Origin of the sequence: Rhizobium sp. NPDC090275, from assembly GCF_044772225.1 — a bacterium.
GTDB lineage: Bacteria > Pseudomonadota > Alphaproteobacteria > Rhizobiales > Rhizobiaceae > Rhizobium.
The window spans coordinates 173,518-195,812 of the sequence record NZ_JBIVYL010000013.1 but is presented as its reverse complement, the minus strand read 5'-3'; the positions used below and the strand labels follow the sequence as shown (position 1 = coordinate 195,812).

Genomic DNA, 22,295 nt, shown 5'->3' with positions numbered 1-22,295 from the left:
ACCAGATACGATCGCTGCGCCCACACCTTCTTCTCAACCATATGCATCGCAGCCATTGTCATCTTCTGGATTTGATTTAACGAGTCCTGAGCCTAATGAGGTCATCGCGACGATCCCGATCGGCCAGGCGGCGCAGGCCGTCAACTATGTGCCGAATGCCGTTCCTGAAGGCGACGGCATGCAGAACCTGCAGCCGCTCGGCACCGCCGGCGTCGCCGCTCATCTGACGCTGTCGGCAAAGGGCGACAAGCAAAAGACGGCGCCGACGAGCGTCACGCTCTTCGACCAGGGGCTGACGCAGGTGTTGCAGGCATCCGTGACCGGTCTGGAACCGAAAACGATGTACGTGCTGGCACTCTCCGACAAGGCCGATGGCAGCGGCCCCCTCCAGGGCTTGTCGAACTTCATGACGAACCCGGCAGGCTCGGCGATCGTCAACGCGGTTGGCCCGATCCGGCAGATCGTCGAGTCCAAGCACAAGGACGAGCGCAGGTATATCGTCGTCGCCTCATCGGTTGACGGCAAGCCCGGCAAGGTCCTGCAGGTGCAGGCCGATTGATGTGAACCGACCGGGGTAAACCGATGGCCCGCGGCTTGACTGCGGGCCATTCACCCCCGAGGATTTGAGACATGGATGATCTGCTGACACAGGTAGAGCCGATGATCCCGGCGCTGAGGCGATACGCGCGCGGCCTGATCCGCGATCGCGAGGCGGCTGATGACATCGTCCAGGATTGCCTTGAGCGGGTCGTCGCGAACTGGGCGCGCCGACGGGATGACAATGCGCGCTCCTGGGTGTTCGCCATCCTTCACAATCTCGCAGTCAACAGGATACGACAGGACGCCAGACGCGGCGGCATCGTCACGATCGACGAGATGCCGGAGGCCACAGCGGCGGTGGATGCCAGTCAGGACAGCACATTGTTCGGCCAGGATGTTCTTGCGGCCATCGAGCGTCTGCCCCCCGACTATCGGAGCATCCTGTTGTTGGTGGCGGTCGAGGACATGAGCTATGCCGAGGCGGCGACCGTCCTAGACGTACCCGTCGGAACCATCATGTCGCGCTTGTCTCGTGCGCGGGAGCAGTTGAGGCTTATCCTCGAGACCAAACCAACGAACGCCAAACCTGTTGGTCCATTTATTCGGAGGGTCAAATGACAAAGAGACCGATCAACGAGGATGACCTTCAGGCCTTTGTCGACGGCGCCTTGGATGTAGAACGGCATCAGGACGTGGCTGCATTTCTTGAGACGAACAAGGACGCCGCGAAGCGCATCTCATCCTATCAGAGAGATGCCGCAGCGCTGAGATCGGCTCTCGGCCAGATCGCAGTCGAGCCTATCCCAAGCCGGCTGAATCTCGCCAACATCATCGAGAAACAGCGACCAGCGAAGCAAGGTCGTTTTGCGCCAATGGCTGCTGCCGCAGTCCTTCTATTGGCAATCGGCGCTTCGGGTGGCTGGCTACTGAAGGGCTACAGCATGCCTCCGACAGAAGGCGTCGCGGCCTTGGCACAGGAGGCGTCTGCGAGTTACAGCACGTTTGCCGCTGATCGGCTGCGACCAGTAGAGGTCAGAGCAGACAGCGGCGATGATCTGAGAATCCTGGCTTCCGCAACGATCGGTGGCACCGCCACGATCCCCGATCTCAGCAAGGCCGGCTACCGGCTGATGGGCGGCCGCGTTGTCCCGACGCCGCATGGATCAGGGCTCATGCTCATGTATGACGACGACAAGGGAAACCGATTGGTCATGCTGACCCGGCGCATGCAGGTTGACCAGGACAAGCCAATGGTCCCGAGCGACCAGCGCGACATCCGTGGATGGAGCTGGGCCAGGAATGGGCTCGGCTACAGCCTCGTCGGCGCAATCAGCTCGGAACATCTGCACACGCTTGCCGACGAGATACGATCCCAGATCTGATGTGCGACCGAGTTGCGAGCCGAAGAATATTACCGTGATGTTGACGGGTTTCTTGTGCTGATGCCGATATCTGCGACGAAGAACACAGAGACGAACTACACCTGATCCATCGACAGTGCCTCGCGAATGGCATGCCACGACCTCTCGTCCGGCGCTGCCAGCAGATGCCCTTGCGTCATGGTTGGGCGATATGCTTCACCTGCTGCGGTTGCAGCATGACCGCCCGCTTCCGCGTGGATCAAGACACCGGCAGCGTGATCCCAGGGCTTCAGGCTCTCGTTGAGGCAGAAGCTCATCGCCCCTGTTGCCAGCATACGGTATTCCCACGCTGAACAACGCCATGTCGTGACCCGCAGGAATTTCAACAGCCTCGGCGCAAGTTTGCTCCGCAGATCTGACTGGAACATGTGGAGCGGAATAAAACCGTGCATCTCGTTCACCGGCGTTGGCGCGGCAACCGAGAGGCGCGTGCGGGCACCGTCTGCCGCCACGTGCCATGCGCCCTCACCCGGTCGTGCGACCAGGAAATCGCCCAACACCGGATAATGAATGATGCCGGCAATAGTCTTGCCACCGGATACGATGGCCAGAATGCTGCCGAACATCGGCGTGCCATGGGCGAAATGCCATGTGCCGTCGACCGGATCGATGATGGCGGCAAGTTCGGCATCAGCAAGGCGCTCGAGAATGGAAGCGTTATCCGAAACGGCCTCTTCTCCGATGATGGTGATCCCGGGCAGGCGCGCCGTCAGCCTTTCGCTGAGCAAGCGCTCTGATGCGATATCGGCATCGGTGACGATATCGTCGGCCATCGTCTTGGCGCGAATGCTGTCTGACGAAACCGGCCGGAAGCGCGGCAAGATTTCTCCCGCCGCCGTCTCGCGCACGTAACTCATCAGCTCACCGAGCAGCTCGTCGTTGATGGTTTTCATGCGCGGCGCGCCTCCAGATAGGTCTTGAGCGCTTCCGGCTCATCGGTCTGGAAGACGCTGATGCCGGCGTCCATCAACGTGCCCCAGATGCGGTCGGGATCGACAAGCGCCGTCTTGTCCACCCATTCGCCACTGGCTTCCATGTTGAGCGTGTTCGTCCACAGCGCCATACCGGCATCGCGAAACATCTGGCGGTGGGTCTTGATGGTTTCGAGACTGTCGAAGCGCATTTCACACATGAACGGCTTGATTTCAGACAGCAGCGCCATGGTGTCGTGAATGCCCTCTTTCGTGAATTTCGACATCGCCATGAAGGCAACACCATCGATATCCTGAGCGCGAACCCAGTCCAGTTCCTCGCGGCTCATGACGCGGGTCTTGAGGTCCACATAGGATGCGGCGTTCATCTCGCGCGCGCAGGCGGCGACTTCGGGAAACAGGCCGCGATCCTTAAGGTCGAGATCGGCGAAGATGCGGCCGCGGATGATTTCGAGCGCCTGCTTCAAGGTCGGGATGCGCTGGTCCGTCGCGGCGCGGTGTTCGCCGCCATCGTCTTCCCGAAGCGCAATCGCCTGCAACTCGGCCATCGTGAAGGTTTCGGCATCACGATCGATGCCGGCCACGCGCAGCAGCGTCTCGTCATGCATGATGAAGAGTTCGCCATCGGCGCTCTTGCGGATATCCAGTTCGACGACGTTGGCGCCAACGGCGATCGCGCGCTCGATGGCCGCGAGGCTGTTTTCCGGCGCGCCATGCCACGCACCGCGATGGGCAACGATGGCGGGATCGCGTTTCTGGTCGGCGATATAATCTACGTAATGCGTCATTTCATTCTTCCTTGGGTCAGTCAGGCGCGGCGAGCCGCGAGATAGGATTTGAGTGCGGCTGCCTCGTCGGTCTGAATGACCGAAATGCCGGCGTCGATCAGACGACCCCAGACGGCATCGGGATCGGCAAGGGCCGCAGTATCGGTGAAATCGGCGCAGGCAACGCTGTCGAGGGTATTGACCCAGAGCGCCATGCCGTTTCGGCATCTGATGTCGTTGAGTGCGGCGAGCTGTCGAAGGTCGTCGAAGTAGACCTCGCAGACGCCAGGCATCAGTTCGCCGAGAAGCGCCATCTGCGCAGCGGCATCAGGCACGTTGAGCCGGGTCTTGGCCATAAACAGCACGTCATGCGGCGGGACAGTTTCACGGATCCAGTGGAGGTCCTCTTCGCTTTTCAACGCGGCCCAGAAATCGACCTGCTGCTCGACGCCCATCGCCTTGGCGAGAGCGATCACTTCAGGGATGGCCTCGCGTTCCTTGACGTCGAGATGCAGGAAGATGCGCCCGCGCGTGAGCTCGAACACTTCGGCGAGGCGCGGCAGCTTCTCGAGCGTGAAGTCATTGCCATCACCGCCATCCCGATTGCGCAGACGCAGCACCGCCAGGTCGCCTGATGCGAGAGCTTCCGGCCTCTGGTCGAGCCCGGCCATGCGCTCCAGCGTTTCGTCATGCAGCAGAAACAACCCACCATCGGCACTGCGGCGAACGTCGATCTCGACGACATCGTATCCTTCGGCAACGGCGCGTTCGATGGCGGACAGGCTGTTCTCAGGTGCATTGCGCCAGATGCCGCGATGCGCGACCACGGCGCAATCGCGGGTCTTGTCGGCAATAAATTCGCTGTAGTTCACTGGTATTCTTTCACCGAAGCCGAATTCGCTTCACGGAAGGCATTGGAGATGGCGCGACCGGTCTGGCCATCGAAGAGATGCAGACGCGCCTCAGGGAAGGAGAGCGACAGCGTCCTTGATGTATCGATCTCAACGCCGAAGGGCATGGCTATCCGCAGGCCCTGCTCGGCGATCCTGGTTTCGAGAATCTCGTGGGAACCAAGGTCTTCGCGATACCGGATTTCCGTCTTAATCGACCCGCCGTCATTGACGGCAATATCTTCCGGTCGAATACCGAGCTGGAACGTGCCGGTGCCGGCGTAATTCGCGACCACCTGACCATCGGCCAGCCGCAGCACCTGACCATCGCCCTCGACGTCCAAGATATTCATCGGCGGAGAGCCGATGAATTTGGCGACGAAGACGGAGGCCGGATTGTGATAGATCGCCTTCGGCGTATCGAACTGCTCGATATGACCCTTGTTGAGAATGAGGATACGGTCGGCAAGCGTCATCGCCTCGACCTGATCATGGGTGACGAACACGCTGGTGGCGCCGATGCGGCGATGTAGTTCGGCAAGTTCAACCCGCATGTCGTGGCGCAACTGCGCATCGAGATTGGACAACGGCTCGTCGAACAGCAGCACGCCGGGCTCGCGGATTATGGCTCGGCCGATCGCCACACGCTGGCGCTGACCGCCAGAGAGCTGGCCCGGTTTGCGGGCGAGGAAATCGGCAAGGCCGAGCATCTTGGCGACGTCGGCAACCCGCTTGGTGCGCTCGGTCTTGGAGACGCCTGACACCTTCAGGCTATAAGCCATGTTTTCGGCGACGGTCATGTGCGGATAAAGCGCGTAGTTCTGGAACACCATGGCGCAGCCGCGATGTTTCGGCTCCAGATCCTGCACTTCACGACCACCGATGACGATCTTGCCACCCGAGACACGTTCCAGCCCGGCGATCATCTGCAACAGCGTGGACTTGCCGCAGCCCGACGGGCCGAGCACGACGGTGAATTCACCGGGGCGCAAGGTCACGTCGATCGGCGGGATGATCGTGTTCTTGGCGTCATAGGACTTGGTGACGCCGATAAGATCGATCTCGGCCGCGGCGGCGCGAATGGCGGTGTCGATGGCGGTCATGGATCATTTCTCCGAAAGAACGAGGCCCTGGACGAGAAAGCGCTGCAGCAGAGCGATCATCGTGAGGGGAACGAGGGAGACGAGCACGGCGCCGGCCATGATCATCGGGAAATCGGGCACCTGGCCGTCGGCATCCGGTACGAGCCGGGCAAGGCCGACGACGGCGGTCTGCATGTCAGGCGTCGAGGCGCCGACCAGCGGCCACAGATATTGCGTCCAACCGCTGAGGAAGGTGAGCACGAACAGCGAGGCGAAGCTGGTGCGGGCAAGCGGCAGCAGGATATCGATCAGGAAGCGGATCGGCCCTGCCCCATCCATGCGGGCCGCCTTGAACAGATCCTTCGGCAGCGTCATGAAAAACTGGCGGAACAGGAAGGTGCCGGTGCCATGTGCGACAAGCGGTGCGATCAGGCCGAAGTGGGTGTCGAGCACGCTGAGTTCGAGGTGGACGGGCGCGCCGAAAGCCATTTCGACAAGGCTGTTGAGCCCGCTGAAATCGAGAACCGCATTCAGCGGCGAGAAGATGTTCGAGGCGACCTGATAGGTGGTGATGACGCGGATATCGAGCGGCAGCATGATGGTCGCAAGGATCAGTGCAAAAGCGACGCCCGCCCAGCGAATGCGGAAATAAACGATCGCATAGGCCGAGAGAAAGGACAGGACACAGGTGGCCAGCGCATTGGAGAAGGCCACGATCAAGCTGTTGAGCATCTGGATCGGGATGCGCGTATCGTGGATGACCTTGCCCATGTTGGTGAACAGCTCGCCGCCCGGCACCCAAGCGAGGCCGTTGCGCAGCATGTATTCATAGGACTGCGAGGCAGTGGAGAGCGTCAGGTATAGCGGCCCGACAATATAGAGGATCCCGATGGCAAGCAGGATACTGGCAACGATGTTGATGGAGCGTGCGTTTTCGACCATGGCTCAGCGCTCGTAATTGATGCGCCGGCCGAGGAAATAGAACTGGCAGGCTGCGAGAATAAGGACGAAGACCATCAGGATGGCCGTCTGGGTGGAGGCGCCGGAAAGATCGAAACCGCGGAAACCATCGACATAGATCTTGTAGACGAGCAGCGTCGTCGAGCCGCCCGGACCACCGCCGGTAATGGTGTCGATCAGCGCGAAGACGGAGGTGATGCTTTCGGTGAATTCCAGAACGAAGGTCAGGAACAGCTGCGGCATGATCAGCGGCAGTTGCACATCGAAGATGCGGCGCCACGGGCCGGCGCCATCCATGGCGGCCGCCTGATACATCGTGGGCGGGATCGAGCGCAGGCCGGCCAAGAGGATGACGAAATTGAACGGAATGCCACTCCAGACATGCGCGGCGACCAGCGTCACGAAGGCGTCAGTTCCGTTGATGCCGGGGTTCCAAAGGCCAGGAAACAGCGTGTTTAGTGGAGCCATCAAGCCGACGAATGGGTTGAAGATGAAGGCAAAGACGACGCCGATCGACGCCCCGGCAATGCCCTTCGGCCAGACGAGAATGTTGCGCGCCGCATAGGAGAGACCGATCTTCCTGTCCGCGGCAATCGCCAGCATCAGCGGCACGACGACCGCGAGCGACGATGCCGTCAGCATGAAGATGACCGTGCGACCGGTGGCCGCCCAGAATTCTGGATCGCCGAGCACGCGCTGAAAATTCTGCAGGCCGACGAATTCCGAGCCGCCACCGAAAGGCTGCTCAAGGAAGAACGACCAATAGAAGGCCTGGAAGACCGGCACATAGAAGAACAGCACAATCAGCAGCATCATGGGGGCCAGCAGAAGAGCCGGCAGCCAGCGATGGCTGAACAGAGAGGAATCCGACGACATGAAGGCACTTCCAAAAAAGAGAAGGCATGGGGCCGAAGACGCCCCATGCGACGAAGGCTGAGCGAACGGATCAGGGAAGCTTCTTGCCCTTGTAGGTCTGCTCGAAGCGGCGCAGCAGCTGGTCGCCACGCTTCTTGGTGTTGTCGAGCGCGACCTGCATGGTCTGCTGGCCGGCAAAGGCCTTCTGTGTTTCTTCCATGAAGACCTCACGGAACTGCACGTAGAAACCGAGGCGGATGCCGCGGGTATCAGGCGTTGCCGGCTGGTTCATGGATTCAACGCCAACCTTGGCGGTGGCGTATTTCGGCGAGTTCGCCTCGTCGCTCTTGGCAATCGCATCGAGAACGTCGGTGGTGACGGGCACATAACCGGTGTTGGCAGTGAAGAACATCTGCTGTTCCGGCTTGCGCAGGAAGTCGAGGAAAGCCTTGGCGGCGTCGATCTCGGCCTTGTCGTGACCCTTCATGATGTAGATGGAGGCGCCGCCGACAAAGGTGTTGTGGCGCTCGTAGCCCTTGTACATCGGCGCCATGGTGACGGTGAGCTCGTACTTGCCGTCGAATGCTTTGGCAGCGGCGGCGTAGGAACCGGAAGACTGCTCCATCATCGCGCATTCGCCGGCATTGAAGGCGGCGGTGTAATTGCCGGCCTTGGTATCCGCAGCCAGGCGAACGAGACCTTCCTTGCGCCACTCAAGCAGGTTTGCGAGGTGCTTGGCGGCGAAGGTGGTGTTGATCACATATTCCGCATCGAGACCATCATAGCCGTTGTGCTTGGTGGCGATCGGCAGGCCGTGACGAGCGGAGAACTGCTCCAGCACACGCCAGGTGTCGCCATCGGTGACGAACGGGCAGGCATGGCCGGCGGCCTTGAGCTTGCGCGCGGCTTCGATCACGTCTTCCCAGGTCTGCGGGGTCTCGGTGATGCCAGCTTTTTCAAGCTCAGTCTTGTTGGTGTAGAACAGCAGCGTCGAAGAGTTATACGGCTGGGCGAAAAGCTTGCCGCCGGAAGTTTCGTAATAGGCGCGGGCGCCGGCGATATACTGGTCCCACTTGACATCGGGCATCAGATCCTGGACCGGTTCGACGGCGTCCGAGAGCATCAGATCGAGCGTGCCGGCGTCGAAGAACTGGATCAGCACCGGGTGGTTCTTGGCGCGATAGGCGGCAATCGCCTTCTGCATCGACACTTCGTAGGAGCCCTGGCCGACGCAGTTGACATGATGCTCGCTCTGAGAAGCATTGAACGCGTCGCACTGAGCCTTGATCGCGGTCTCGACTGGACCGGTATTGCCGTACCAGAATTCGATATTCGTCGCCTGGGCCGAGCCTGCCCCGGCCATTACGGCGGCTATGGCCGCCAAAGTAAACTTGTTCATCATCGCCCTCGTCTTTTCGGGTCGACCGAGCCTCGCTCGATCTCTGACGGCGGCTTACTACACTTTGTGTGTAACATTTACATGACGGCTGAAATCGCTTGAAAGAACCGTTATTCGCCGGTAATCAGGCTTAGGTTGCATCAAGGGCAATGCGATTATTACACTTTTGCAGTAAGGTTTCTGGGCTTGGCAGGTGTTTACGTACCGGAGGCATTGATTGCCCCACGCTTTCTGCGACTGCACGAGACGACGGTTGTTTCGTCCAACGAGCGCAAGTTGTTGCAGCTGATCTGGCGCAATCCCGGCATCTCCCGATCGGAAATCACCGGCCATACCGACCTGACGCAGCAATCCATCCATCGCATCCTCGATCACCTTGCCGAGCGTGATGTCATCCTGCTCGGATCAGCGAAACCGGGCCTGGGACGCGGTCAACCAAGCCCGATGTTGAACCTGAACGGCGCCCACGCCTATGCCTGCGGCATCTCGGTCAACACCGACATCATCGGCATCTGCCTCATCGATCTAGCCGGAAAAATTCTTGGCGAGCGTGAAGTCCCGTTGCGTGAATTGACGATGCACCACGCTCTCCATCTGGTGAAGCAGCAGGTCGAGGAGTTGCAGCGCCAGAACAATCTTGCCGAGGACAATTTCTTCGGCATCGGCTTTGCAATCGCCGGCTACCACGTCGATGGCACACGTCACAACGCGCCGCTCCCGCTTCACGAATGGTCGATGATCGAACTCGGGCCGATCATCACGGAGCTGTTCGATCGGCCGGCATGGGTGATCAACGGCGGAAAGTCCGGGGCCATTGCGGAATCGATGTTCGGCATCGGCCGCTTTATCCGGCATTTCGCCTATCTAAGCTTCAACTACGGCTTCGGCGGCGGCGTCATTATCGACGGGGAGCTGCTGCAAGGCGGCAATGGCAATGCCGGCGAATTTTCCGGCCTGTATGATGAGATCGAGTCCGACAGCCGTCCCGCCCTGCAATATCTGATCGACCGGGTGAACGGGAATGGCATCGACGTTCCCTCAATCCACTATATGCGCCGCCATTTCGATCGCAATTGGCCCGGCGTATCGGAGTGGGTGGACGAGGTGACGCCGGCCTATATCCGCCTCGTCAATGCCATCCGCGCCACGCTGGACCCGCAGGCGATCGTCTTCGGCGGCCAGATCCCGCCCGTCCTGGCGTCCATGCTGATCGAGCGGACGAAGATTTTCGACCGTCCCCGCTATGGCGTACACCGCGGTGGCCCAAAGCTGATCATATCGGAAATCGCGAGCGACGCTGCTGCCATGGGGGCTGCCATCATGCCGTTCCGCCGGATGTTTTATTAGCGTTCAGGTGAACGATCATTTTCCAGGAAAAGCCCGGCACCCGGTTCGCCTTCGCAGTTTCGGCGATACCCACCTGCCGTCAAGGCATGACTTGCGCATCCGTAACTATCAGAACGGCGTTATGGCCGCGATCATAGGTCGTTTCCCTCGCCGGCGGCACCTTCAAAGCGTTTAACCTCAACCGGGGCGGCGTTGCCAGATCACGACGTCAATCATGCAAAAGCATGTCGTCAAGCTTATCGTTGGCCTTGTCGAAAGACGACGTTTCCAGGGCACACTCCACTTGATCAGCAGCGGCTAACGCGACCGGCTCGGCGCGAACCGTCCTCAGGCCGTGATCAGGCAGGTGGCGCGCCGCAAAGACAGCCAGCACGAGAAGTAGCAGCCTGAATATGAAAGCTCGCAGGATTTTGTCGGTCGTGTCCATAGTATCTCCTCGCCTTGCAAATGATGACCGCATCATCTTTCCCAGGCGACACGGCACAATGTGGAAGATACAAGGGAAGCCTTCGGAAAATCCGAAGGGGCTTGACCGGAGGGAAGTGTGCGCTTCGACATGACCGATCTTCGCTTGTTTCTCCATATTGTGGAGGCGCATAGCATCACACAAGGATCTGAACGTGCTGGGATGGCCTTGGCATCCGCTAGTGCGCGCATCCGCGGAATGGAGGAAATGAGCGGAGTTCCACTTTTGCACCGTGGTGCGCGTGGCGTGCGGCCAACACAGGCGGGGGAAGCCCTTGCCCACCACGCCGGCATCGTGCTTGGGCAAATGGAGCAGATGCGCGGTGATCTGCAAATCTACGCGAAAGGACTACGAGGCCAGATTCGCCTTTTGTCCGGCCGCGCCGCGATGGCCCACCTGCCGGAAGCCCTTCGGCGTTTCCTTGTCGACCATCCGACAATTGATGTTGACCTCGAGGAGCGCCAGAGCCCTGATGTCGTTGCCGCCGTCGCTGCAGGTTTAGCCGATCTTGGCATCGCTGCTGACACAACGGACACAGGTTCGCTCGAGACCCGGCCGTTCAAGACCGACAGACTCGTTTTGATCACGGCTCGGGACCACCCTTTGGCTGAACGGACATCGGTGGCGTTTCGCGACTTGCTTGACGAACCCTTCGTCGGACTACCTTCTGACAGCGCATTGCAGGGGCATCTTGCGACCCATGCCGCGCGCGAAGGCCGACAGTTCAAGCTACGCATCCGCCTTCACAGCTTCGGGGACATTTTCGCGATGGTCGCCAGCGGAATCGGACTGGCGATCGTTCCTGACATCTATGCCAAGCGACATCAGGAAGAGTTTCCGATTGGCATCGTACCACTTTCGGACGCTTGGGCCCTGCGCCATCTCTTGGTGTGCTCGCGGAACTTCGCTGGCCTGCCTGTTCACGCGAGACGCCTCGTGGAATACTTGGCAGTGGAATGAGATCAAAGCCAAGCGAACCGAGCTGATATCTTGCCCGCAAATTACACCGGCTTTGTCGGCAACAACTAACACCAGCCACGATCCGCCGGCATCGAAAATACTGATTCAGCCGCGCGGCAGGCCGGCTGCGCGCAAGACGGAGACCTATAGCGCCCGTAAGCGGCAATTGGCGCCACCTCCCGGTCGCAGCCAACCTTGCATCTGAAGGAACTCCATGATGCCGTAGACGCCCGCCCCTCTCTTCAGGTCCGAGCAGGCGAACGGGCGGCTGGCACGCATGCGGGTGGCGCAAAGCGAAACAATAAACACATTTCACATGCGTAAATCGTCCAAGAGGTGGGCGCCACGTCCCTAATGTAATCACGTGCCATGACCACTCATTGACAAGGCTTCAACACGGCAAATATCTCGCGGAGCTTTTCATCAATGGAGAGAGGTAGATGCGCCTGAACATATGGACTGCGTTTGCATTGGCTTCCTTTATGGCGCTGACAGCGTCGCCGCCGGCCCCGGCTTATGCCGTGACTGTCAACATTCACGTCGGTTCCGATCTCAACTTCGGCCGCGCGATCAGCTGCAGGCAGGGGCAACAACTCCTTCAGAACCGCGGTTTCCGCAATGTGCGCCGCGTCGACTGCAGGGGCAGGACTTTCATCTATCACGCAAGGCGTGGCAGCAGCGATTTCGAGATCGCGCTGAGCGCTCACACCGGCCGCGTGATCCGCATGACCAGACTTCGCCGATAGACATCCGATCAGCTTGAGCCTGATGGAGGTTTGTCCTCTTGTTCGCTCGGCGCGCCCAAGATTTCCGCTATCCAGCGCGTCGAGGAAAACCGTGCGCAGAAGGTAAGAAGCGCGATCGTGATCGGCACGCCGATGAAGGCGCCGAACACACCCCAGACGAACGACCATGAAAAGACCGAAAACAGCACGAGGAATGGCGACATCGCGAGCGCGTAACCCGCAACGCGCGGTTCGATGTAACTTCCAATGACGAATTGTATGATGTTGAGCCCGGCGAAGATGAGTATCGCGGCCTCCGGTGAGCCGAATTGCGCCAGGGCGTAGGCGCTGGGCAGCAATGTCGCCACGAATGGCCCCATGAACGGGATATAGTTCAGCGTGAAGGCGATGACGCCCCATTCTGCGGCAAAGCGCAGCCCGAAGAGCGCGGACAGCGCCCAGACGAGCGTGCCGGTGGCAAGGCTCATCACCGTGCGCACCGCCATGTAACGCCGCAGCTTGGCTGCCGTCTGCAATGCACCGCCGACGATCGCATCCGCCTTATCGTCGCTCAGAGCGTTTCGAATATTGCGGGCGATGGCTTCGGTATCGAGCAGCCCCAGGAGCACATAGACGACGACGACGATCCAGAAGGAGATCATCGTGTTCAAGCGGGCCGTCGCTCCCTGCAGCACGCGGAGCAGCGAACTGAAGCTGAAATAGTCCGCCCAGACGCCGGCGATGACGATGCCGTGCCCGTCGAGCCATTGGACGAGATCGCCATAGAGCAGCTGGAAGCGAGCGGCATCGCCGACGACCGAGCGGCCGATGCGCCCGAAGCCCCAGGCCGATATCGAGGCGAGAGCGATGAAGATGCAGACGATCACCGCGACCACCACCGCAAGCGCCAACAGCTTGGGGAGAGCCCGCTGCAAGCTCTGCTGAAGCGGCCAGACGAGACCGATGATGAAAAGCGCGCCGGCGACGGGAGCGAAAACGCTGGCAGCCATCCGGAGTACGCACAAGATTGCTATCGCAGCAAGGATCGCCAGGAGAGTGATAACCGCTCGGCTATTCATCCAGTCGACATCCTCTCCGATTGCCTTCGAGCGACCATCCTCACAAATATCATTGGGCGGGCAATCGGTTGCCTGTCCCAAAAGCGTGCCTGACGTCTCTAATCTGCGTGATGATGAACTGCACGCGTCCCGCCCACACCTAGTTGAACGGCCATATAAGCGGGACTAGGAAGACGGCCACGACGAAGAACCACGCCATCAGGGGCGTGCCGAGTTTCCAGTAGTCGCCGAACCGATAGCCGCCCGCGCCCATGACCATCATGTTGGTCGTCGTCGCGATCGGCGTCATGAAGGATGCCGATCCGGCGATGCAGAGGCTCATCAGCACCGGGTGCGGCTGGATATGCATCGCTGCTGCAGCCGCCATTGCGATCGGAATGACCAGCATCGTCGTCGCCGTATTGCTCATGACTTGGCCGAGAACGGCCGTGAGCACGAAGAGACCGGCGACCAGAGCGCCCGGTCCGGCCGAGCCGAGCGCGGAGACCAGTTCGTCGGCGACGAACTTCGCCGTGCCTGATTGGATCATCGCCGTCGAGATCGGCATCATCGCGCCGATGAGGATGACCGTCGTCCAGTGAACCGCGCGATAGGATTGCTCCACCGTTATCGCGCCCGAGGCAACAAGGACGCAGGCGCACAGGATGCCTGCAACGGCCGGTGGCACGACGTTCGATGCCAGCATGACGACCAGCCCGACCAACGTCGCCACGGCGACCTTCGCGCCCGGCCCCATCGGCACGGCGTGGCGACGAACGAGGTCGGGGGAATCGACGACGAGCACATCGGGATCATCCAGGCGCAGATCGAGCGCTTCCCAGCTTCCTTCGAGCAGGATCGTATCGCCGGCCTTGAGCACAGGGTTGGCATAGTCGATTTCTGCGCCGCCGCGATGCACCGCCAGGACGACGAGGTCGCCGCTCTCAGTCGCAAGACCCGGAAACATCGATTGACCGATCAGCTTGGATCGCGGCGGGATCATCACCTCGGCTAGACCGGACCTGCTATTGAAAGCCGTGCTTCCGCCCCCTACCGGCGCATCCTCGCGAACCGCAAGATGGAGCCGCGCGGCGACCTCCGCGACCGCCTGGGCGGTTCCGCGCACAAGCAGATAATCATCGGCGATCATCGCCCGCTCCCGAACCGGAAGGCCGGATGCGGCGGCCTGGACGGCCATCACCTGAATATCGCTATCAGCACCCAGATCGATGCTTTCAGTGGGCAAACCCGCGAGAGGCGAGACCCGTCGAATGCGGAGCCGGAAAAGCCCGTCTTCAAGGCCGTAATGCTCGACCAGCGTCTGAGCGTGACCGCTGAAATCAGCGGGCAGCCGTGCATTCGTCCGCGCGGGGAGCAGATATTTGCCCAGCAACAGGATAATAAAGACCGTCCCGGCAAGAAGCGGAACACCGACAAGGGCGAACTCGGTAAAGCCGAAGCCATCTAGCCCGGCATCTTCAAGTGCTTCCGATACGAGAAAGTTCTTTGGAGCGCCTGTCAACAACAGGTTCGCCCCGGCATGGGCGGAGAAGGCCAAGGGCATCAGCAATTGCGCGGGCGATTGGTTTAGCCGCACCGCCGCAAACACCGCGATGGGGATGAGAGCCGCCACGGCGCCGCTGCCGCTTAAGAGCGACGTGAGACACCCAACGGAGATCATCAGAACAAACAGAAGCCGGCTGCGGTTGTTCTGGCCGGCGAGCGAGATGAGCGCTTGCCCGCACCACGCGGTAACGCCAGTTCTCTCGAGCGCCGCGCTGACGATGAAAAGGCTGGCGACGAAAAGAACGGCGCGGTCACCAAAGCCGGCCAATGCCTGATCCAGGGTGACCAGCCCCGTAGCCCATAGCGAAAGCGCCGCCGCGAAGGCGACGGCGATGACGGGCAGCCTGTTCCACGCAAAGAGAACGATCGTCACGAGGATGATGCAGCAGGTTGTCTGGATGGGCGTCAAGCAGGGCCTCCCCGTCTAGCACCCCGGCATCGATGAAACCTCCCATGCATGGCGACGTTACGAAGTTGCCACGGGCGCCGTCTCCGCTTCTGCCTGCGCCGCGGACAAGGCTTCGCGCAATTCGGCTTCCCTGGTCTCGTCGAACGATGTCTGCAGAAGCTCGCCGCCAATACCCCTGAGATCGGCCAACACCTTGTCAGCAGTCATTTTGCGCACGAGCAGGAAGAGCCCCGCCGTGCCGGGCTGCAAGGCCGACGCCGCTTTCTTCATGAATTCGTCGTTGATCCCGACATCGCTGAGTTGGCCCGCAAGCGCACCGGAAGCAGCGCCCAGCGCGGTGCCGACCAGAGGCATCAGGAAGATCGCCCCGATCACCGTTCCCCACAAGGCGCCTGAGGCAGCGCCTCGCGCGGTGAGATTGACCATCTGATTGAGCTTGATCTGCGCCTTCTCGTTCTTCACGACAACAACGGCGTCTTCCAGTTCGATGAGATATTCCTGTTGCAGCGACAGCACCTTCTGTCGCACCTCTTCGGCCTTTGCTTCCGTTGGGAACCCGATGAAAATCAGATCGCTCATGTCCGCACCCTTTTGATGAAAAGTCGACCGTTGGCGATACCTGCGCACGCGCCGCGACTACGCTAGCAATTGCCGCGGCAATAATGATGCGCGGCGAATCCCAATATTGCGCCGGTCGTCCCATTTTCTGTCTGGGCGTCTCATTGGCTGGTCGCCATGTCGAAGATCAGTATCGGCGCGGCAACCGCAAAGGTCGCCGCCGCGCCGATAGCATCGACCGCCGTCGTGGGCCTTGCGACATCAGCGTCCGAGATTTGCTGCCCCTGCACCAGTCGATCGCCTATCAGCCGAACGGCCTCGGGGCTGGTGGCGAATAGCGCGTGATTGACCCGATCGCCCGAACTCAATGCGCTCAAATCCAGCACCGTGACGCCCTGCAGATCCGAGAGGGCCTGGCGGTAATCCTCCTGCGAAGGGTCGATGCCGCCAAGACGGGCATCTCCGCGCGCAATGAACCGCGAAAGACGAAGCGCCAAGTCGTTGCGCGCGACGAAAATCGTGATCTTGGGCCGCTTCGGCCCCATATCCTCCACCTGCCGGCGAAACACGCCGACATCCAGATCCGGAGACGCGAGGATGAGGCTAGATACTTTGCTCGGCACGCCGCCGCGGCGCAGAGCGACCTGCCTGATCGCTTCAACCGTGAGCCAGGCGCCCATGGAGTGGGCGAGCACCACCACCTCGTTGATCGATTGGCTGTCGATCGCGGCCTCAAGCAGGTTTGCCAGATCCGATCGCGAGTAGGATGCGTTATCAAGGTCGCGTTTGTAATCGAGAAACCGCCCCCGCGACGGCCATGAAAAGAGGATCGGGACGGCATCCGCATCCGAATCATGCACGAGTTGCGCAAAGCGGAACACCGCGCGGTCGAAAGTCGTGCTGTAACCATGCACGAAGACGAAGGCGCGCTGCTTGTGGGGCCCCAGAGCACGAAACGCAGCCGCAACATCCGCGCGATTGATATGGGTTACCGATGTCGCGGCGAAGGTCCGTTCGGGATCACCGGGAGAACGTCGCGGAAGCTCAAGCGTGCCCGCCTTGCGATTGCGCGGAACGGAAATCCCGATCCGGGTGTAGGACACGGATGTGCCTCGTTCGCCGCCGTAGAGCACCGCGGGATCCTCGACAGGCGCCCGCGTCGTCGCCGCGATGAGCGTGATCTGATCAGTGTCTTTCGCTGGACGGGTTACGTTCAACAGTCCCGTCTGCGGGCCGGCGCAAGTCACTAGGCATGCATTGAGGAGCAGAACGATGAACAGCCGCCGCCAGCACATTATTACCTCGGAACGTCAGGGCGGCGATGCGAGACCGCTTTGCCAGCACGCGTGGTCACCATAAGAAATACTCGCTCCGCGACCCGTCACGTTCACCTGCTTCCAGACTTCACAAGGGGTCAATAGCGCCAGCCACGAAATCGATCAGGTCTGGAATACTCCGGGACGCACGGCGTAGCTTCGGGACGCCTGGCTCATGACATCTAGTATCCCCCGGCTCATCCTGTGGGCCGATTTCACATGCTCTGATCGGCCATCAGCGCGCTTTTGAAATCGTCTCAAGATCGGGTCTTCTCAAAGGGATAGTGGAATTGAGTCCGGTAGCCCTCGTTGCGATCATCGTCGCTGCAGCGATCGTTCTCTTCGTGTGGAACAAGCTGCCGGTCGCGGTCGTCGCTATGCTGGTGTGCCTATCCCTCTGGGCATCCGGCATTCTCAGTCTCGACCAGGCACTTGCAGGCTTCGGCGATCCTGTCGTCATCTTCATCGCAACGTTGTTCGTTGTCAGTTCGGCGCTCGAGATTACCGGGGTGACCGCCTGGATCGGCAAGCACCTGATCCGCGCCGCCGGCGAAAAGAGCCGCGCCCGCTTTCTCGTCCTGATGATGAGCCTCGTGGCGATCCTGGCGATGTTTGTCGGGACGACCGGGGCTGTCGTGGCGCTGCTACCCGTTGTCATCGTCATCGCGGTGCGCCTTGGCCGCAAATCCTCGAAACTTCTTATGCCGCTTGCCTTCGCGGCGCATGCCGGCTCCATGCTCACGCTAACGGGGACGCCGGTGAATGTCCTTGTCTCCGACGCCGCCATCGACGCTGGAGTTACCGGCTTCGGCTTCTTCGAATTCGCGCTGGTCGGCCTTCCGCTGCTCTTCGGCAGCATGGCGATCATCGTGCTGCTTGGTGAGCGCCTTTTGCCGCAACGAAATGGCGCAACCATCCCCGCCGATTTCAGCCGGCACGCGCGAACGCTGGTCGAGCAATATGGGCTCGGCAATGACATCCACCGCCTGCGCATTCGCGGCACTTCGCACTATGTCGGCAAGACGCCATCGACAATCGAGGTCGCGCGCCATGAGGGCATGCAGCTGGTCGCCGTTCACGAGGGCGACACGGCCCGGCCGATCAACCGGCCGCACATCGCGGAAGGCGATCATCTTCTCCTGCGCGGCGATGCCGATCTCGTCGCGAAGTTCGCGGCGGAGACGCACCTGTCCTTTCGCGAACAGACGGCAGGCGCCGACGACATCCTCTTCACCCACAAATCGGGATTGGCCGAGGTGGCGATCCCACCCCGATCGGGCCTGATCGGGCAAAGCGTCTTCCCCGGCATGGTGACCGAAAGCGGCGATCTGATCGTCCTCGCCGTCCAGAAGGCAGGGGAGCCGGTAGGTGACGTCGAGGCAAACAACCAAACCGGCGCCGTCGTGCTCGGCGCTGGCGACACGATGCTGCTGCAGGGAACCTGGAAAGCGCTGGACACGCGCCTCAGCGACCCGAATGTGCTAACCGTAGGCTCCCCGGATCTCGTTCGTCGGCAAGCCGCGCCAATGGGCGGCGACGCAAAGCGTACCGCCGTGATCTCGGCTGCGATGATCCTTCTTCTTGCGACCGGCCTCGTGCCGCCGGCTGTGGCAGGCTTACTGGCGGCAGGAGCAATCCTCCTCTCGGGGATTCTGACTGCGGAACAATCCTACAATGCGATCGGCGGGACGACCGTGGTGCTCGTCGCGGCGATGAAGCCACTCGCCACCGCGATGACGGAAACCGGCGCGGCGCAACTGGCCGCCAATCACCTGCTCTATATTCTCGGGCAGAGCAGCCCGACCATGCTTTTGGCGGGTCTGTTTCTCCTCACCGCGCTGCTTGGACAGCTCATCAGCAATATGGCGACCGCCTTGATCGCGATCCCGATCGGGGTTGCGGCTGCGGCCGGCATGGGCATCTCCCCACGCCCCGTGATGATGAGCATCGCCGTCGCGGCGGCGGCTGCCTTCCTGACGCCGATAGCGGCGCCGGCGAACGCCTTGGTTATGGGGCCCGGCGGCTACACTTTCGGCGAATACTGGAAACTGGGTTTGCCGCTGCTCGCCTGGTTTTTCGTCGTGGCCGTCTTCATCGTCCCGCTCATCTGGCCGTTCTAGGTCGAGGGCGATGCCGTCGTGTTTTTTGCGTCCTCAGGGGCGTCACTACAGGTCATGTCGCGGCCACCCAGATCGGCTGCAACGCAAAAACCAGGGAGGAAAAACCCATGCTGCGGATGGGAGAAAAGTATCGCCACCTTGTTCACGACGCGGGCTGCGGCTGTTCGCATCCGGACCTGGAACGGGCTTCGCGTCGGCTGGAAGCCTTCTCGCGACGCGATCTCCTATCAGGCCTGGCGGCGACCGCCCTGGTCGGTGCCCTGCCCACGCAGGGTCTCGCGCAAGCGACGACCAAACCGAACACGACCCTCTTGAGCAACGCCCGGCTCTTCGACAGCAAGGCCGGCACGGTTGTCGACAATGTGCAGGTGCTGATAAGCGACAACCAGATTGCCGATGTCGATCGCTCCCACGCGCCGCCGCCTGACGGCGCGACGGTTCTGGACTGCCGCAACGGCGTTATCATGCCAGGTCTGATCGATGCGCATTGGCACACGATTTTCGCAGCGGTTCCGTTGAACCTGCTCCTCGGCGGAGATCCCGGCATCGTCTTCGCGGCATCGACTGCCGAAGCCGAGCGCACGCTGATGCGCGGCTTCACCACGGTGCGCGATCTTGGCGGCCCCGTCTTTTCATTCAAGCAAGCGATCGATGCTGGCCTCATCCCCGGACCCCGCATCTATCCGTCCGGCGCCATGATCACCACATCGGGCGGGCATGGCGACCTGCGCCTTCCCACCGAGATTCCGAGGGACGGAAACAAGCTAAGCAGCGGCGAACTTTTTGGAGGCGCTGCGATCGTCGACGGTGTAGCCGAATTGCAGCTGCGGGTACGCGAGCAGCTTCTGCAGGGCGCTTCCCAGGTGAAGATCGTCGGCAGCGGCGGTGTTTCATCGCCGCGCAGCCCGCTTGATATGATCACCTTCAGCGAGGACGAACTGCGCGCCGCGGCCAGCGTTGCTGCGGACTGGAATACCTATGTCGCCCTCCACGCCTACACCACCCGCGCCGTTCAACGCGCCCTGCGCGCAGGCGTGACCTGCATCGAGCATGCCCATCTGATCGATGAAGAGACAGCGATCATGATGGCCGAAAAGGGTGTGTGGCTCAGCACCCAGCCCTTCCTGACGATGGCGGATGCCGCGTCTCAAAGCGGCCCCGGCGTCGAGCGGGCCAAGCAGATTTTCCTCGGGACCCCAACGCTCTACCAATATGCGCGCAAGCACGGCATCAAGACCGCCTGGGGATCGGACGTGCTCTTCTCTCCAGAACTCGGACCGCGGCAGAACATCATGCTGACCCATCTGAGCAACTGGTACAAGAACGCCGAGGTGCTGCAGATGGCGACATCAGGCAATGCGCAACTGCTCGAACTCTCCAACATGCGCAATCCTTACCCCGGCAAACTCGGCGTCATCGAGAAGGGCGCTCTGGCGGACTTGGTGGTCGTCGATGGCAACCCGACGGAAGATCTGACCCTGGTCGAAAATCCGCAGAAGAATTTCCTGGCGATCATGAAGGATGGGCGGCTGCAAAAGAACACCCTTTAACACAGCGGACCTTTCACGGGCGGGGCAGCCAGATCCCAGTTCCCCCACATCCGGAAACACGTTAACCGGGAAAATGGACACGCTTTGCGTCTTTCTTTTACATAGCAAGAATTGTATTAGTGATCTTCGCTTTAGATTTACCTTCTGCACACAGTCAACATTGCCGTCATGGTGCAAATCAGCTTCCCTCTCGGTGCACCACCGCCTGCGTCGATACTGGTCACTTCATGCTTGCTTAGTCTCGTGTTCAAGGAGCGACATCATGAATGCACGGGTAGAATTGGGGTCGACATCCGCCGCGGCCTTCGCGGACGAACCACTGAGATGCGCGATCGAATGTGACACTTCACGCGCTCGCGCGCCGGAACGGTTCGAGGTTTTCCGAGACTGGCATTCGTCCATCCTCGATGTCAGCCTGAAGGGCGGCAAGGTAATTGACTTTGCGGCCACGGAGAAAATCTGGCAGCTCGGAGATATTGCTTTTGCCGTCATCGATGCGTCTCCCGATCATCTCCTTCGCTGGGAGCACAAGAAGAAGCCGGCCGTAGACAATTGGGTGGTCAGCGTCAGAGACAGCCACGCGCCGTGCACCGCCGAGAGCTCCTCTAGGCGAAGGCTTGGCATAAAGAACCTCACGGCGCCGCATGCATGCGAGAGTGAGGGGCGGTTGTTCGCGCTCTTTCTGCCGTACAACACGCTTGATACCTCCCTAGCCCCCGAGATTGCGGACGAAGACGCCCAATTCCTCGCCGACTATCTGATCCTGCTGCATCACAATCTCACTCATCTGCGCCGAAGCAACGTTGCAAGGGTCGCCGAAGCGACCATACACATGCTCGCAGCCGTGCTCGCGCCGTCTCATGACAAGCTGGCGCAGGCACAGGCTCCCATCGATGCCGTGATAACGACCCGCGCCATCAGGGCGATCGATGCCAAGCTTGCCGACCCGGGCCTGAGCCCGGAGTATCTGTGCAAGAGTGTCGGCGTATCGCGCTCGCGCCTCTACCGGATTTTCGAGCCCGCCGGTGGAATCTCCAACTACATCCGCCGAAGACGGCTGCTTGAGACGCGTCGCGCGCTGGCCGATAGCGCCAATGTGCACTCGATCGCGCAGATCGCGGAGAATATGGGCTTTACCGATCCGTCGACTTACAGCCGCATGTTCAAGCGCGAATTCGGCCTGTCTCCGAAGGAAGTGCGGGCGCTAGGCTGGCAAGAACTGCTGCATCCGGGTTCGCGTGAGATGTCTCAAACCAGCGGCAGCAACCCGACATTGAACACACTCCTGATCAGGAACTCCCTCGGCATGTCGATGAGCAACTGAAGATTTCGGCGAGATTTCGTTCATTACAAGTGTTGAGGCAGAAATGGACA

20 protein-coding genes and 1 pseudogene are annotated in these 22,295 nt (G+C 60.8%); 9 read left to right on the top strand and 12 right to left on the bottom strand.

Annotation, left to right across the window (positions count from 1 at the left end):
• From ACIQUB_RS27370 to ACIQUB_RS27360, 3 genes and pseudogenes are all read left to right on the top strand, one after another.
• A pseudogene (locus ACIQUB_RS27370) lies at window positions 1–559 on the top strand (hypothetical protein); the annotation flags it as partial.
• Between the two features lie 71 nt (window positions 560–630).
• Window positions 631–1,158 carry an RNA polymerase sigma factor gene (locus ACIQUB_RS27365; protein WP_402934172.1) on the top strand — a complete coding sequence of 176 codons (528 nt, stop codon included), beginning with the start codon at window positions 631–633 and terminating at the stop codon, window positions 1,156–1,158.
• Window positions 1,155–1,922, top strand: a complete 768-nt coding sequence (locus ACIQUB_RS27360) for an anti-sigma factor family protein (protein ID WP_402934169.1) — start codon at window positions 1,155–1,157, stop codon at window positions 1,920–1,922. The genes ACIQUB_RS27365 and ACIQUB_RS27360 overlap by 4 nt, the downstream gene beginning before the upstream one ends.
• 95 nt (window positions 1,923–2,017) lie before the next feature.
• On the opposite strand, the gene ACIQUB_RS27355 is transcribed toward ACIQUB_RS27360, so the two are convergent.
• The 7 genes from ACIQUB_RS27355 to ACIQUB_RS27325 form a co-directional block, all read right to left on the bottom strand.
• Window positions 2,018–2,854 (bottom strand): inositol monophosphatase family protein, encoded by an 837-nt coding sequence (locus ACIQUB_RS27355; RefSeq protein WP_402934167.1) that lies wholly within the window; start codon window positions 2,852–2,854, stop codon window positions 2,018–2,020.
• Window positions 2,851–3,681 carry a glycerophosphodiester phosphodiesterase family protein gene (locus ACIQUB_RS27350; protein WP_402934164.1) on the bottom strand — a complete coding sequence of 277 codons (831 nt, stop codon included), beginning with the start codon at window positions 3,679–3,681 and terminating at the stop codon, window positions 2,851–2,853. Before ACIQUB_RS27350 ends, ACIQUB_RS27355 begins: the two co-directional genes overlap by 4 nt.
• Before the next feature lie 20 nt (window positions 3,682–3,701).
• Window positions 3,702–4,532: a glycerophosphodiester phosphodiesterase family protein gene (locus tag ACIQUB_RS27345; RefSeq protein ID WP_402934161.1), complete on the bottom strand. Its 831-nt coding sequence runs from the start codon at window positions 4,530–4,532 to the stop codon at window positions 3,702–3,704.
• Window positions 4,529–5,653 (bottom strand): ABC transporter ATP-binding protein, encoded by a 1,125-nt coding sequence (locus tag ACIQUB_RS27340; protein ID WP_402934158.1) that lies wholly within the window; start codon window positions 5,651–5,653, stop codon window positions 4,529–4,531. The genes ACIQUB_RS27345 and ACIQUB_RS27340 overlap by 4 nt, the downstream gene beginning before the upstream one ends.
• Before the next feature lie 3 nt (window positions 5,654–5,656).
• Entirely contained in the window at window positions 5,657–6,574 is a 918-nt protein-coding gene (locus ACIQUB_RS27335) for an ABC transporter permease subunit (protein WP_402934155.1), read from the bottom strand.
• A 3-nt stretch (window positions 6,575–6,577) separates the two neighbouring features.
• Entirely contained in the window at window positions 6,578–7,468 is an 891-nt protein-coding gene (locus ACIQUB_RS27330) for a carbohydrate ABC transporter permease (RefSeq protein WP_402934152.1), read from the bottom strand.
• A 70-nt stretch (window positions 7,469–7,538) separates the two neighbouring features.
• Window positions 7,539–8,849, bottom strand: a complete 1,311-nt coding sequence (locus ACIQUB_RS27325) for an extracellular solute-binding protein (protein ID WP_402934149.1) — start codon at window positions 8,847–8,849, stop codon at window positions 7,539–7,541.
• Between the two features lie 183 nt (window positions 8,850–9,032).
• Between ACIQUB_RS27325 and ACIQUB_RS27320 the strand changes: the two genes are divergently transcribed.
• On the top strand, window positions 9,033–10,193 hold the full coding sequence (locus tag ACIQUB_RS27320; protein ID WP_402934146.1) for an ROK family transcriptional regulator: 1,161 nt from the start codon (window positions 9,033–9,035) through the stop codon (window positions 10,191–10,193).
• Between the two features lie 208 nt (window positions 10,194–10,401).
• Here ACIQUB_RS27320 and ACIQUB_RS27315 read toward each other — a convergent pair whose 3' ends face one another.
• The gene (locus tag ACIQUB_RS27315) at window positions 10,402–10,620 is read right to left on the bottom strand and encodes a hypothetical protein (protein WP_402934143.1); all 219 of its coding nucleotides are present in this window, start codon (window positions 10,618–10,620) and stop codon (window positions 10,402–10,404) included.
• Window positions 10,621–10,737: 117 nt separating this feature from the next.
• Here ACIQUB_RS27315 and ACIQUB_RS27310 point away from each other — a divergent pair, with 117 nt between their 5' ends.
• Window positions 10,738–11,619 carry a LysR family transcriptional regulator gene (locus ACIQUB_RS27310; RefSeq protein WP_402934140.1) on the top strand — a complete coding sequence of 294 codons (882 nt, stop codon included), beginning with the start codon at window positions 10,738–10,740 and terminating at the stop codon, window positions 11,617–11,619.
• Window positions 11,620–12,059: 440 nt separating this feature from the next.
• Window positions 12,060–12,365, top strand: coding sequence for a hypothetical protein (locus ACIQUB_RS27305; RefSeq protein ID WP_402934137.1), 306 nt, complete (start codon window positions 12,060–12,062; stop codon window positions 12,363–12,365).
• 8 nt (window positions 12,366–12,373) lie between these two features.
• On the opposite strand, the gene ACIQUB_RS27300 is transcribed toward ACIQUB_RS27305, so the two are convergent.
• The 4 genes from ACIQUB_RS27300 to ACIQUB_RS27285 form a co-directional block, all read right to left on the bottom strand.
• Entirely contained in the window at window positions 12,374–13,423 is a 1,050-nt protein-coding gene (locus ACIQUB_RS27300; RefSeq protein ID WP_402934135.1) for an AI-2E family transporter, read from the bottom strand.
• Window positions 13,424–13,562: 139 nt separating this feature from the next.
• Window positions 13,563–15,377 carry an SLC13 family permease gene (locus tag ACIQUB_RS27295; protein ID WP_402934132.1) on the bottom strand — a complete coding sequence of 605 codons (1,815 nt, stop codon included), beginning with the start codon at window positions 15,375–15,377 and terminating at the stop codon, window positions 13,563–13,565.
• A gap of 57 nt (window positions 15,378–15,434) precedes the next feature.
• Window positions 15,435–15,956 carry a DUF1269 domain-containing protein gene (locus tag ACIQUB_RS27290; protein ID WP_113176980.1) on the bottom strand — a complete coding sequence of 174 codons (522 nt, stop codon included), beginning with the start codon at window positions 15,954–15,956 and terminating at the stop codon, window positions 15,435–15,437.
• Between the two features lie 140 nt (window positions 15,957–16,096).
• Complete coding sequence (locus tag ACIQUB_RS27285) at window positions 16,097–17,152, bottom strand: alpha/beta hydrolase (protein WP_402934127.1); 1,056 nt, start codon at window positions 17,150–17,152, stop codon at window positions 16,097–16,099.
• A gap of 389 nt (window positions 17,153–17,541) precedes the next feature.
• On the opposite strand from ACIQUB_RS27285, the gene ACIQUB_RS27280 reads away from it, so the two are divergent.
• The 3 genes from ACIQUB_RS27280 to ACIQUB_RS27270 all read left to right on the top strand — a co-directional run bounded on the left by ACIQUB_RS27280 (window position 17,542) and on the right by ACIQUB_RS27270 (window position 22,245).
• A complete protein-coding gene (locus tag ACIQUB_RS27280) occupies window positions 17,542–19,371 on the top strand; it encodes an SLC13 family permease (protein WP_402934124.1) in 1,830 nt (609 codons plus the stop codon).
• Between the two features lie 107 nt (window positions 19,372–19,478).
• Entirely contained in the window at window positions 19,479–20,921 is a 1,443-nt protein-coding gene (locus tag ACIQUB_RS27275) for an amidohydrolase family protein (RefSeq protein WP_402934122.1), read from the top strand.
• A 262-nt stretch (window positions 20,922–21,183) separates the two neighbouring features.
• Window positions 21,184–22,245 (top strand): helix-turn-helix domain-containing protein, encoded by a 1,062-nt coding sequence (locus ACIQUB_RS27270; protein ID WP_402934119.1) that lies wholly within the window; start codon window positions 21,184–21,186, stop codon window positions 22,243–22,245.
• The last annotated feature ends 50 nt before the right edge of the window (window positions 22,246–22,295 follow it).

Coding starts and splice junctions, on each gene's coding strand:
- ACIQUB_RS27365 (WP_402934172.1), top strand. CDS start 631: ATGGATGATCTGCTGACACAGGTAGAGCCGATGATCCCGGCGCTGAGG.
- ACIQUB_RS27360 (WP_402934169.1), top strand. CDS start 1,155: ATGACAAAGAGACCGATCAACGAGGATGACCTTCAGGCCTTTGTCGAC.
- ACIQUB_RS27355 (WP_402934167.1), bottom strand. CDS start 2,854: ATGAAAACCATCAACGACGAGCTGCTCGGTGAGCTGATGAGTTACGTG.
- ACIQUB_RS27350 (WP_402934164.1), bottom strand. CDS start 3,681: ATGACGCATTACGTAGATTATATCGCCGACCAGAAACGCGATCCCGCC.
- ACIQUB_RS27340 (WP_402934158.1), bottom strand. CDS start 5,653: ATGACCGCCATCGACACCGCCATTCGCGCCGCCGCGGCCGAGATCGAT.
- ACIQUB_RS27335 (WP_402934155.1), bottom strand. CDS start 6,574: ATGGTCGAAAACGCACGCTCCATCAACATCGTTGCCAGTATCCTGCTT.
- ACIQUB_RS27330 (WP_402934152.1), bottom strand. CDS start 7,468: ATGTCGTCGGATTCCTCTCTGTTCAGCCATCGCTGGCTGCCGGCTCTT.
- ACIQUB_RS27325 (WP_402934149.1), bottom strand. CDS start 8,849: ATGATGAACAAGTTTACTTTGGCGGCCATAGCCGCCGTAATGGCCGGG.
- ACIQUB_RS27315 (WP_402934143.1), bottom strand. CDS start 10,620: ATGGACACGACCGACAAAATCCTGCGAGCTTTCATATTCAGGCTGCTA.
- ACIQUB_RS27305 (WP_402934137.1), top strand. CDS start 12,060: ATGCGCCTGAACATATGGACTGCGTTTGCATTGGCTTCCTTTATGGCG.
- ACIQUB_RS27300 (WP_402934135.1), bottom strand. CDS start 13,423: ATGAATAGCCGAGCGGTTATCACTCTCCTGGCGATCCTTGCTGCGATA.
- ACIQUB_RS27290 (WP_113176980.1), bottom strand. CDS start 15,956: ATGAGCGATCTGATTTTCATCGGGTTCCCAACGGAAGCAAAGGCCGAA.
- ACIQUB_RS27275 (WP_402934122.1), top strand. CDS start 19,479: ATGCTGCGGATGGGAGAAAAGTATCGCCACCTTGTTCACGACGCGGGC.
- ACIQUB_RS27270 (WP_402934119.1), top strand. CDS start 21,184: ATGAATGCACGGGTAGAATTGGGGTCGACATCCGCCGCGGCCTTCGCG.